Origin of the sequence: Streptomyces sp. ME19-01-6 (genome assembly GCF_033793745.1) — a bacterium.
In the GTDB taxonomy this organism is placed as follows: domain Bacteria; phylum Actinomycetota; class Actinomycetes; order Streptomycetales; family Streptomycetaceae; genus Streptomyces.
Genome location: NZ_JARAXF010000011.1, coordinates 1 through 11,836, shown reverse-complemented (window position 1 = coordinate 11,836; position 11,836 = coordinate 1). Strand labels below are relative to the sequence as shown.

The window sequence follows — 11,836 nt, the reverse complement described above, 5'->3', positions numbered from 1 at the left end:
GGGTGCTCCGCCGCGACAGGGCACAGGACCCGGGCGCGGGGCGCCCGCCCCTCTTCGTCGGACCCTTCGCAGTCCATCCACCGGATCAACAACCCCGAAAATCATCCTCCCAATGGAGTTGTCATGCGTTCGCCTTTCCGGTCACGGTGGCGAATACCGGCTCGGAGCACCGTGCTCGGAGTCGGTATCGCCCTGACCGTCGGCCTGCTGCCGCAATACGCCCCAGTGGCGGCGGCCAAGGACGGCGGTCTGACCAGACCAGCTACCCAGAAGAACCTGGACGACCCGGTCGGCGGCAAGAACGCCAAGGCCAAGAAGTACGGCAAGACCGACCAGGCATCGAAGGCCGCGGTCAAGTCCGCCGACGGCGGGAAGTGGCCCAAGGCCGCATCCGACGACGTCACCCTCGCACCGACCGCGAAGACGAAGAATGCCACTCAGGCCGACGGACTTCCGGTAAAAGTCACCGCCACCGGCAAGACGAGTCCCGGCTCGGTCCGCGTCTCCGTCCTGGACCGCAAGAAGGCCAAGGCTGCCGGGATCGACGGGCCGCTGATGACGGTGGCCCGCAGTGACGGCGCCGAGACGTCCGCACCCGTCCGACTTGACCTCGATTACAGCGACTTCGCGGGAGCCTACGGCGGCAGCTACGGCTCCCGGCTGAGCCTGGTCCAATACCCCGCCTGCGTACTGACCACCCCGCAGAAGAAGGCGTGCAGCACGCCCAAACCCCTGGCCAGCAGCAACGACACGACCAAGCAGACACTCACCGCCAAGGTGTCGGCGGCCGACGACGCCTCCGCGCCGGTGACCGTGCTCGCCGCCACCGCCGGCACCTCCGGCGACCAGGGCGACTTCTCGGCCACCTCGCTGAACGCGTCCTCGAAGTGGAGCGTGTCCAACGCCTCCGGCGCTTTCAACTGGTCGTACCCGATCACGGCCCCGCCGGTGCCGGGCAGCCTGGCCCCCGAGGTCTCGCTCGACTACAGCTCGCAGTCCATCGACGGGCAGACCGCGGCCACCAACAACCAGGGCTCCTGGATCGGCCAGGGCTTCGGCTACGAGCCCGGCTACATCGAGCGCCGCTACCAGCCGTGCGCCGACGACGGCCACGACGACACCAACGGCGATCAGTGCTGGGGTGGCGACAACGCCACCATCTCGCTGGGCGGCGGCACCTCCGGCGAGCTGATCAAGGACGACACCACCGGTGAGTGGCGCGTCAGCTCCGACGACTTCTCCAAGGTCGAAAAGCTCACCGGCGCCATCAACGGCGACAACAACGGCGAGCACTGGAAGGTCACCACCAACGACGGCACCCAGTACTACTTCGGCCTCAACCAGCTCACCGGCTACGCCTCCGGCGACGAGGAGACCGACTCCACCTGGACCGTCCCGGTCTACGGCGACGATTCCGGCGAGCCCTGCTACGACGGTACGTTTGCCGACGCCTACTGCACCCAGGCCTGGCGTTGGAACCTCGACTACGTCGTCGACATCCACGGCAACACCATGTCGTACTTCTACGGCAAGGAGACCAACTACTACACGCAGGGCCTGAAGACCGACGAGAACGGAAAGCCGTACATCCGCGGTGGCTACCTCAAGCGTGTCGACTACGGCCAGCGTGCGGGTGAGGTCTACGACACCAAGCCGGCGGCCCGGGTCACCTTCACCACCTCCGAGCGCTGCATCGGCGACCTGACCGACTGCTCGCCCTCCGCACTGACGGACTCCACGGCTGCCGACTGGCCCGATGTCCCGTGGGACCGCAACTGCAAGGTGGACACGAAGTGCGCCGGGCAGAACTCGCCCACGTTCTGGACCCGCAAGCAGCTCGACAAGATCACCACCCAGATCCGCACCGGCGACTCCACGTACGAGGACGTCGACGTGTGGTCGCTCGGCCACGTCTTCACCGACAACGGTGACGGCTCCAGCTCCCTGTGGCTGAACTCCATCGACCACACCGGCAAGGTCGGCACCGACACCTCCGTGCCGTCGGTGAAGTTGCACGGCAAGCAGCTCGCCAACCGTATCGACGTGGCCGGTGACAACATCCAGCCGTTCATCCGCTTCCGCATGTCCGCGGTGGAGAGCGAGTCCGGCAGCGTCCTGTCCGTCAACTACAAAGACACCCAGTGCACTTCCTCGAACCTGCCCACTGCGGGCAAGTCCACCGTCCGCTGCTACCCGGTCAAGTGGAATCCGCCAGGCGAAGAGGACCCGATCACGGACTGGTTCCACAAGTACGTCGTCTCCTCGGTCGTGGAGACCGACCTTGTGGGCAACAGCCCCGACCAGGTCACCTCGTACACGTACCTCGGTGACGCGGGCTGGCGCAAAGCCAAGGCCGACGGCTTCACCAAGTCCGAGTACCTGACCTGGAGCGACTGGCGCGGCTACGGCAAGGTCCGCGTCGAGACCTCCGACGGCACCAACAGCGACTCGAACACCAAGACCGAACACGTCTTCTTCCAGGGCCTGGACGGCGACACCGACCCCGACGGCGGCACCAAGTCCTCCACGGTCACCGACTCCACGGGCACCAGCTACACCGACTCCGACTGGAAGTCGGGCTTCGAACTGGAGACCACCACCTACGACGGCGACGACGTCGTCACCAAGTCGATCAACACGGTATGGAACAAGGTCACCGCGACCCAGACGGAGGACTGGGGCACCCGCACCGCCCGGCTCATCAGACCCTGGCGCACCGACACCTACGAGGCCCTCGCCGCCGGAGGCTGGCGGCAGACCGCGTCCACGACCACATACGACGACACCACCGGCCGTGCGACTCAGGTCGCCGACTACGGCGAACTGAACGTGGCTGACAACCAGTGCACGCGCACCGAGTACGCGGACAACGCCTCCAAGCACCTGTATGCGTTCACCGCGCGGGTGGAGGTGGTGGATGTCGACTGCGCCACCACGCCCGACCGCACCAAGGACGTCGTCTCCGACGACGTGACCCTGTACGACGACACCACGACGGTCGGCGCGGCCCCCACGGTCGGCAACGCGACCACGGTCAAGCGCCTCGCCTCGCACAACGGCACGGCCGGCACCTACCAGACTGTGTCCACGACGTCGTACGACAAGTACGGCCGTCCGCTCACCCTCAAGGACGCACTGGGCACCCCGAAGACGATCACCTACACCGACACGTACGGTCTGGCGACCGCCAAGACCGAGACGAACACGCTCGGCTGGACCACCACGACGAAGTACGCCCCCCAATGGGGCGCCACGACCGCCCAGGTGGACATCAACGGCAGGCGCACCGACATGGCCTACGACGGCCTGGGTCGCCTCAGCTCGGTCTGGTTGCCCGACCGCCCGAAGGCGTCCGATTTCTCCGCGTCGATCAAATACACGTACGGCATCCGCACCACCGGACCCAACTACGTCAAGACGGAGAAGATCGAGAACGGCGGGAAGACGTACGGCAGCGAGTACACGCTGTACGACGGCCTGCTCCGGCCCCGCCAGGTGCAGACGGAAGGCCAGGACGGCGGCCGTCTGATCGCGGACACCTACTACGACGGCTCGGGCCGGACGGTCAAGACCAACGACACCTACTGGACAACCGGTGCCCCGTCCTCGACGCTCTTCGTGCCGCTGAACGCGGATATCGACGCGCAGACGGTCACCGAGTACGACGGCGACAGCCGCACCACCGCGACGATCTTCAAGGTCGCCGGGCAGGAGAAGAACCGCACCACGTACACCTACGGCGGCGACCGCGTCCACGTGGACCCGCCGAACGGCCGGACCCCGACCACCACGATCACAGACGCCCGGGACCGTACGGTCGAACTGCGCCAGTACAAGGGCGACACCCCGCTGCCCTCGGGCACGTCCGCGGACTACATAACGACGAAGTACGCGTATACGCCCGACGGCAAGGTGAACAAGGTCGTCGACAACGACGGCAACACCTGGACGTACGAGTACGACCAGCGGGGCCGCAAGACCAAGGCCGTCGATCCGGACGTCGGCACCTCGAGGTTCGGCTACGACGACCTGGACCGCCAGACGTCGGTCACCGATGCTCGGGACAACACGACGACCACCGTCTACGACGTGCTGAGCCGGGTGAAGTCGACCTGGCAGGGCGCCGCTGACACGGGCACGAAGCTGTCGGTCTCCACGTACGACACCATCGCCAAGGGCGAGTTGTACGGCTCGTACACGTACAGGGACGGCACGGCGTACTCGTCGGTGATCTATCCGGTCCTGGACGAGAAGAACGATTACCAGCCGACCTCGACGAAGTACACGCTGTCCAAGACGGCCGAGCCGGAACTGGGCGGCACCTACGAGTTCAACACCCAGTACAACGACGACGGCACCGTCCAGGGGACCAATTTCCCAGCGGCGGGCGGCCTTTCGGCCGAGGGCATCTCATACCAGTACGACAATCTGCAGCGCCCCACCGCACTCAACAGCTCGCTGGGCGGTGGCAGTTACGTCTCCGACGCCGTTTACTCGCCCACCAACCAGCTCGAACAACTCCAGCTGTCCACGGGTGAGGCGGACGCGAAGAAGACGTGGCTGAACTACTCCTACGAGCAGGGCACCAAGCAGCTCACCAACGCCCTGGTCCGCGTCGAAGACGCCCCCTCGAACGCATACGACGCCGACTACACATACGACGATGGCGGCAACGTCACCTCCATGGTCGACAACCCCACCGGCGGCACTCGCGACGTGCAGTGCTTCGCCTATGACGGCCTGCGCCGGATGACTGAGGACTGGACGTCCTCGCAGACCCCGGACGGCGCGGTGGGCACCGGCGGCACGGACGCGGCCTGCAAGCCCGACGCGTCGGCGTCGACGGTCGGCGGCACGGCCCCGTACTGGAACACGTACACCTACGACGCCACCGGCAACCGCAAGACGGAGGTCAACCACGGCATCGACGGCAGCGCCACCTCGACCAAGACGTACACCTACGGCGAGAACGGCGACGGCCCGCACCAGCTGACAACCCAGGTCACCGACACCACGGCCACGGACACGACGCCCGCGGTCAAGTCCCGGAACACGTACACCTACGACGCCACCGGCAACACCGAGACCCGCGTCCTGAACGGAGACACCCAGACCCTCACCTGGGACAAGAACAACGACCTGACCAAGGTCACCAACGCCGACGGCAGCGCATCGTCATACGTCTACGATGCGAGCGGCAGCCGCCTGCTGAAGAAATCGCCGGCGGAGACGACGTTCTACCTGCCCGGCATGGAGCTGCATCTCGACAAGTCCAGCAAGGCCGTCACCGCCACCCGCTACTACTCGCTGGGCGACCAGACGGTGGCGGTGCGCGACTCGGGCGGTGTCACGTTCCTGGCGGGTGACCGCCACGGCACGTCCGAACTGGCCATCGACGCCACCACCGGCGAGACCCAGCGCCGCCGCCTCGACCCGTTCGGCAACGACCGCGACACCGACTCCTCCGACACCTCGAGCTGGGTGGACGACAAGGGCTTCGTCGGCGGCACGAACGACGAGACATCGGGCCTGGTGAACCTCGGCGCCCGTGAATACGACGCATCGACAGGCCGCTTCATCTCGGCCGACCCGATCGTCGACTACACGGACCCGCAGCAGATCAACGGGTACGCCTACAGCTACAACAACCCGGTCACCTTCTCCGACCCGGACGGCCTCAAGCCGGACGACTGCATCTACACCGGCGTGCAGTGCAGCCTGAAGAGCAACGGCGGCTGGAACGTCAAGGCCACCAAGACGTACTACACGTACTACGGAGTCCAGGCCCCGAAGGAGTCGACGGCCAGCTACAAGGCCCGTCAGGCTCAGACGAAGGCAGATGTGGCCAAGCAGCGGGCGGTCGCTGTGGCCAAGGAGCTCGCCGGCATCATCGCCGACGAACTCGGCATCACCGATGCCCTGGACTGCTTCACCACCGGTTCCTTGGGAGCTTGCGGGGCCACCGCGGTCAACATCATCACGAGCGCAATCGGCGGCATCGTCGCCAAGCTGGTGAAGAAGTACGGGATGCCGTGGCAGTGGAACAAGGCGGCCGCACTTGGCAAGCGGCTGTGGGGGCTCGGCGACGACCTGATCGACAGAAGCGCCGATTACATTCGCCTGTCCCGCAAGGCGAAAAAAGCAGCAAAAGAGGCTGACGAATGCAACAGCTTCACGCCCGACACCAAAGTACTGATGGCCGACGGTTCCACCAAGGCCATCAAGGACGTCGATATCGGCGACAAGGTCCTGGCCACTGACCCTGAAACCGGAGAGACCAAAACCCAGACCGTCACCGCCGAGATCAAGGGCAAGGGGCTGAAGCACCTTGTCAAGGTCACCATCGACATCGACGGGGAGAAGAGCAGCAAGACAGCCTCGGTGACGGCCACGGACGGGCATCCCTTCTGGGTACCGGAGCTGGGCGAGTGGGTCGAGGCCACAGACCTGAAGGCCGGGGAATGGCTGCGCACCAGCGCGGGCACCCGTGTTCAGGTTGGGGCAGTCAAACGGTGGGCGGCTCAGAAAGCCACGGTCTACAACCTCACCGTTGCGAGCGAGCACACGTACTATGTGCTGGCGGGGGCCACACCGGTACTCGTTCATAATGCGGGCGGCCGCAGTGATCCTGAGGGTGTCTGCACGATCGGCAACTTTGCGCAGGAGTCCATTCCTGCCGCCAGCAAGTCTCAAAAATTCACGGCCGAAGAGCGGCGTCAGATCAATGATTTGGGGTATAAGTTTGGCTGCCACACCTGTGGTTCGACTGATCCGTTCTCCAAGGGGCGAAACTTTGTTCCCGACCATCAGCCGATCAGTTCCTGGGTTCCTGACGGAACGCCGCAGCGCCTTTATCCACAGTGCCTGCCTTGCAGCAGGCAGCAGGCAGGATGGGCTCGTCAACTGGCACCGGTGATGAAGCCGTTGTACGAATTGAGGTGGAAGAAATGACGGGAGACCGTGAGGGGCCCCGCCCGCGGGAGAGATTTCACTGGATTGAATCCTCCGGGGGACCGCTGGTGGTTCTTCCTGTATCGCACGTACCCGGTTGGCTCGGCAGTTACGGGGCTGACTTCGACGCTACCTGCGAAGTGGAAGAGTATCTCGGTCTGGTGAGAGTTGGGGCACCGGAACGAGAAAAGACGGGGCTCGTCGTCGCGGACGAGCCTCTTCCCGCCACGTATATTCCGGATCTTCGGTGTGTTCTGCAATGGCAGTACGCGCCGTCCGAGAGCGCACTAGTTTCGGCTGCTCGGCAGTCAATCGAAGGTCCTCTCGATTGGCAGGAAGGGCCGCTGTTCGAGCTGCGCGAACCGGTACTCATGTTTGATGCGGCGGCCTCTGGAGGTTCGCTGACGAGCGAGGAATCCCTGGATCTTTCCTTGCCTCCGGGGCGCTATGAATGTTTCACGGCTGACTACTCGCGCGGCAGTGATGTATCGGGACGGCTCCACCAGTTCCGCCCTGAAAAAAGCGGGTGACCAATTAGCACGGTAGCCCCGCTGGTGCTCTCCGGCGGGGCTACTCGCTGAATCCACGGCCCTCGAAGAGATTGAAAGGATGTCGACCTCGGGCCGCCCAACTGATCCTCGATCCATCGCGTGGTAGTCGGTCTGTGGACGACGAAATGAGAAGAGGTGCCTGCTGATTTGGGATGATGGGAGTTCCTACGCCCTCATCAGTTCCACGAAGCAAGGCACCTCGTAAGTGAAAGTCTTCCACACCCCGGCGGCGCTGTTCGCCGCGTTCGATGACCCGTACCTGATCGCGCCTGCCGGGCTGGTCTCGTGATCGGTTGCGTCCTGTGTGGAGTGGTGCCTGATCCGGGGGTTTCTCCCGGCGTCGGAGTGGGTGCCCGAATAGAGAGACGGCCATCGGCTGATGGAGGTCACCTGAGCGCGGTGCCTCTCCCGCCGGCGCCGGCGGTCTCGCGCTGCGGGGCCGGGAGGAGACGCTTCGCATCTGCCGCGCTCTCCGGCCGTGGCCCGGGCACCGCCCCTCACGTGTCGAACCCGCGGCTACGCCAGCACCAGCACCGTCGTGAGGGGCGTGATCCGTGGGGCATCGGTCCGAATCCCCCCTCGGACACAACCTTCCCCCGCACTGTCAGTTTCCAGGGCAGGCGGAATCGGCACCCGTCTCCGGCTCCCGGCCGGACGCGGGTGTTCGTCGTTTCGGTCCCCTTAGATCAGCGAGATCGCCTCGCTGCGGAGGTGCGCGACCGGGTCCCGCTTGAGCAGGACGCACGCGTTCGGGTCCGCCGTGCCGAGCGTCCCTTCCAGCAACAGGAGGGCATGGTCGATGAGTCCGAAGCGGATGCCGGGCAGCGTGGTCACCGTCTCGGGCCGGATGACGATGGCGGCGATCATCGCGCGCACCGAGCCCTGGCCGGCGAGGATGCCACGGAGCGGGAAACTTGCAGGCGAAGGCGACGCATGCGACGGGGTCGGTGGAGCCCGCGACCGGTGCGAGGGCACGCCTGGGCCGTCACGCCTCGGGTGCGGCGCACTGAGAGCCACTGACAGTCTCCGACATCAGCAGTGCGAGCGAACGAAACTGCACTTCGCATGCAATGCTGCTAAAATGCAGGCATGACTGCTCTGACTATTCGCGATGTGCCGGACGATGCCCTTGCCACGCTGAAGGCGCGCGCCGCGAAGGCGGGCAAGTCGCTACAGGCCTACGCACTCGACCTCCTCGTCTCTGAAGCCGCCAGGCCCACCCTCGCCGAGGCCGCCACCCGCGCGGAAGCCGAGGCCGGGGCGAGCCTGAGTACGTCGGACGTGCTGGCCGCGATCGACGACGCGAGGGCGGGCCGTTGATCGTCGTCGACTGCTCGGCACTCGTCTTCTTCCTGAGCGACGAGGGTCCCACCGGGCACCGGGTACGCGAACGTGTCGCCAAGGAGGACCGTCTCGCCGCACCGCACCTGATCGATTACGAGATCATGTCCGCATTGCTCGGCCTGGCGCGCGGCCGGCGTGGCGGCGAGCCCAAGCTGAGCGAGAAGCAGCTCCGCAAGGCCGTGGCAACGTACCGCGATCTGGCGCTCGACCGGCATGAGACGTTGATCCTCTGGGAGCGCGTCAAGGGCTTGTCGAGCAACCTCTCCGCCTACGACGCACAGTATGTCGCCCTGGCCGAGAGTCTGGGACTGCCGTTGATCACCAGCGACGCCAGGATCGACAAGAGCGGCGTGGCACGCTGCGAGATCGAGACGTTCGAGACCTCCGGCTGAAGCAGCCGCCACATGGTTTTCCCGTCCTCTCGGAGGTGCCTCGCGGGCGGTCAGGCGGGGCGGGAGTCCAGCTCCGCCCAGATGGTCTTGTCCACGGGCTCGTGCGGCTCCGTGCCGGCGTGAGCCGTGGGGCATCGGTCCGAATTCCCCCTCGGACACTCTGCATGTACATATCCAAGAGGGTTGTGACTCTACGGTCACAACCCTCTTCTTCGTGTCGGGCGCGGAAGCCCTGACCCACTCCCGCGGCAGGAACAGCCACCTCCGGCCCTGCGCGTTATCGCCGACGTTAACGATCGGTTATCACCCCTGGCTAGGCTTTCCGTGATCATTCAAAACGCGCTTGCGGCGGGTGGAGGAGTAGATGTGAGCACGAATCCATTTGACGACGAGGGCGGCCAATTCTTCGTTCTGGTGAACGACGAGGAACAGCATTCTCTGTGGCCTGCCTTCGCCGAAGTTCCGGCGGGCTGGAAAACCGCGTTCGGTCCGGAAAGCCGTCAGACCTGCCTGGGACATGTCGAGGAGAACTGGACCGATCTGCGGCCGAAGAGCCTGCGCGAGTCCATGGCCGCCGACGTGGCGGTGCGCCGCACTTGATACGAGGAGAATCCCTTGTCCGCTGAGCAGACCACCACTGAACTGCCGCCGACGCACAACGAGCGCGGCGTCATCGCCGAACACTACTATTCACTGCAGAGCCTCGGCGCCATCGAGGCCGCGCGCGAGGCCATGCAGGTCGAACCGGCCACCAAGGAGGCGCTGCTGGTCGGCCTCTACCAGTCGGCCGAGATCGCGCTGTACAACCTCGCCGACCTCCTCGACCGGGCCGGCAACCACCTGGCCAACCACGACATCGACCAGTGCGTGACAAACCTGCACTGGGTGCGCAGCTTTCACCGCGTGCTGGTTCGCCTCAGCCACGACGCGCTTCGCGTCAGCGGCGACTGGAGTGGCGAAGCACCGCGCTGGCCCATCGACGCGACCCCGGGTTACGGCGAATTCCTCCCGGCGCTGCAGCGCTTCGACAAGACGCTCACCCAGTTAGTCGCGGAAGACGGGCTGGACGTGCAGACAACGATCGCCGAGTCCTCGCTCGAAAACCCCGGATACGGCATCCTGCACTGCGCCCGTATCGCCAATCACGACGCCCGCGTGTGGAGCACAAACCTGTCCAAGGCGGCACACCCCGCGCCCGGCGTCGCTACGGACCTGCTGCTCGCCTCGGAGTACCTCCGGCACGCGGTCCATGAGCACCACCTGACCGGCGATACCTACTTCACGCAGTTCCGGGCGCTCCACCAGATACCCGAGCTCCTGGTACGGGAGATGAACGACCGGATCGAGATCGCGACCCGCAGCGCGCGCGACGGCGGCATCTCCGCCGCCGTCGAGATGCTGGACGGCATGGCCGAGCTGTACGCCGTGATCGAGGCGTGCCTGCCGCCGATCGTCGACAACCTGAGCACTCACGACTACCACCAGATCCGGGAGAACCTCGGGCTGACCAGCGGCAGCCACTCGGTCGGCATGCGGTTCCACCTCTTCACCGATCTGTACGAGCAGTTCACCCAGACGCTCGTGGAGCTGGAGGAGTCCGGCAACGACCACCCGCTCCTGCCGCGCCTGCGACGGCACGCCGTCGACCTGCGCGTCTTCATCTTCGCCTGGCGCGATATGCACCTCCATCTCCCGCGCAACAACCTCGGGGGCAACGAGACCAAGTCGCTCACGGGAGCCCCGGACGCGGTCCGTACCGTCCGCAAGATGCGGGACAACGCGACGACGGCCGACCCGTTGGCGCGCTGCACCAAGCGGAACCACCCGACGAGCTCCGCCGGCCCGCTCGCCGACTACCTCGACGGGCCGGAATCGTCCGACATGCTGCTGCTCGCCGTGACCGGCAAGGCCACGCAGTCGAACTTCCCCGACGTGCAGGAGCGGCAGAACTTCTTCTCCCAGCGCACCCCGTTCACTCGGCCGCCCCGCCGCGACGTCTGAGCGGGGGGAGGGCTCAAAGTGCAGGAAGTGATGTCCGAACTGTTCGAGCGTCAGGTGGCGGTGCGGTCTGGGTCGGTTGCGTTGGTGTGTGGTGGGGAGTCGGTGTCGTACGGGGAGCTGGACGGGCGGGCGAACCGGTTGGCGCGGGTGTTGGTGGGCCGTGGTGTGGGGCCCGAGGTGGTGGTGGGGGTGGCGCTGCCGAGGTCGCCGGAGTGGGTGGTGGCGGTGCTGGCGGTGATGAAGGCCGGCGGTGCGTATCTTCCGGTGGACCCGGACTATCCCGCTGAGCGGATCGGGTTCATGGTGGAGGACTCCGGTGCGCGCGTGGTGCTGGGGAACACGGCGACGGTGGGTGAACTGCCGCGGCTTGCGGTGCCGGTGCTGCGCCTCGACGATCCGCGGACCGCCGCGGCGGTCGCGCACGCGGATCCCGCTGCCCTGGTGGATGCGGACCGGCTGGGTTCGGTGTCGGTGGGCAACACCGCGTATGTCATTTATACGTCTGGGTCCACCGGTCGTCCCAAGGGTGTGGCGGTTACTCATGCGGGGTTGGCGAGTCTGCTGGCGGCGCAGGTGGAGCGGTTGGGGGTGACGTCG

8 protein-coding genes are annotated in these 11,836 nt (G+C 65.9%); 7 read left to right on the top strand and 1 reads right to left on the bottom strand.

The window, feature by feature from the left end:
* Positions 1-171: 171 nt before the first annotated feature.
* Both PV419_RS24320 and PV419_RS24315 read left to right on the top strand, forming a co-directional pair.
* Positions 172-6,951, top strand: coding sequence for a polymorphic toxin-type HINT domain-containing protein (locus PV419_RS24320; protein WP_319692195.1), 6,780 nt, complete (start codon positions 172-174; stop codon positions 6,949-6,951).
* Entirely contained in the window at positions 6,891-7,481 is a 591-nt protein-coding gene (locus tag PV419_RS24315) for an Imm21 family immunity protein (RefSeq protein WP_319692551.1), read from the top strand. Before PV419_RS24320 ends, PV419_RS24315 begins: the two co-directional genes overlap by 61 nt.
* 702 nt (positions 7,482-8,183) lie before the next feature.
* On the opposite strand, the gene PV419_RS24310 is transcribed toward PV419_RS24315, so the two are convergent.
* Positions 8,184-8,369, bottom strand: coding sequence for a hypothetical protein (locus tag PV419_RS24310; RefSeq protein ID WP_319692193.1), 186 nt, complete (start codon positions 8,367-8,369; stop codon positions 8,184-8,186).
* 222 nt (positions 8,370-8,591) lie between these two features.
* Between PV419_RS24310 and PV419_RS24305 the strand changes: the two genes are divergently transcribed.
* The 5 genes from PV419_RS24305 to PV419_RS24285 form a co-directional block, all read left to right on the top strand.
* Positions 8,592-8,822, top strand: a complete 231-nt coding sequence (locus tag PV419_RS24305; protein ID WP_319692191.1) for a FitA-like ribbon-helix-helix domain-containing protein — start codon at positions 8,592-8,594, stop codon at positions 8,820-8,822.
* Positions 8,819-9,238 carry a type II toxin-antitoxin system VapC family toxin gene (locus PV419_RS24300; protein ID WP_319692189.1) on the top strand — a complete coding sequence of 140 codons (420 nt, stop codon included), beginning with the start codon at positions 8,819-8,821 and terminating at the stop codon, positions 9,236-9,238. The genes PV419_RS24305 and PV419_RS24300 overlap by 4 nt, the downstream gene beginning before the upstream one ends.
* Before the next feature lie 366 nt (positions 9,239-9,604).
* Positions 9,605-9,838, top strand: a complete 234-nt coding sequence (locus tag PV419_RS24295) for an MbtH family protein (protein ID WP_319692187.1) — start codon at positions 9,605-9,607, stop codon at positions 9,836-9,838.
* A 15-nt stretch (positions 9,839-9,853) separates the two neighbouring features.
* Positions 9,854-11,239, top strand: a complete 1,386-nt coding sequence (locus tag PV419_RS24290; protein WP_319692186.1) for a hypothetical protein — start codon at positions 9,854-9,856, stop codon at positions 11,237-11,239.
* Positions 11,240-11,257: 18 nt separating this feature from the next.
* Positions 11,258-11,836 (top strand): AMP-binding protein (locus PV419_RS24285; RefSeq protein WP_319692185.1); only part of this gene is annotated, 579 nt, incomplete at its 3' end.

Excerpts from the sequence above, each read along its gene's own strand:
- PV419_RS24315 (WP_319692551.1), top strand. The coding sequence starts at position 6,891 with ATGGGCTCGTCAACTGGCACCGGTGATGAAGCCGTTGTACGAATTGAG.
- PV419_RS24310 (WP_319692193.1), bottom strand. The coding sequence starts at position 8,369 with ATGATCGCCGCCATCGTCATCCGGCCCGAGACGGTGACCACGCTGCCC.
- PV419_RS24305 (WP_319692191.1), top strand. The coding sequence starts at position 8,592 with ATGACTGCTCTGACTATTCGCGATGTGCCGGACGATGCCCTTGCCACG.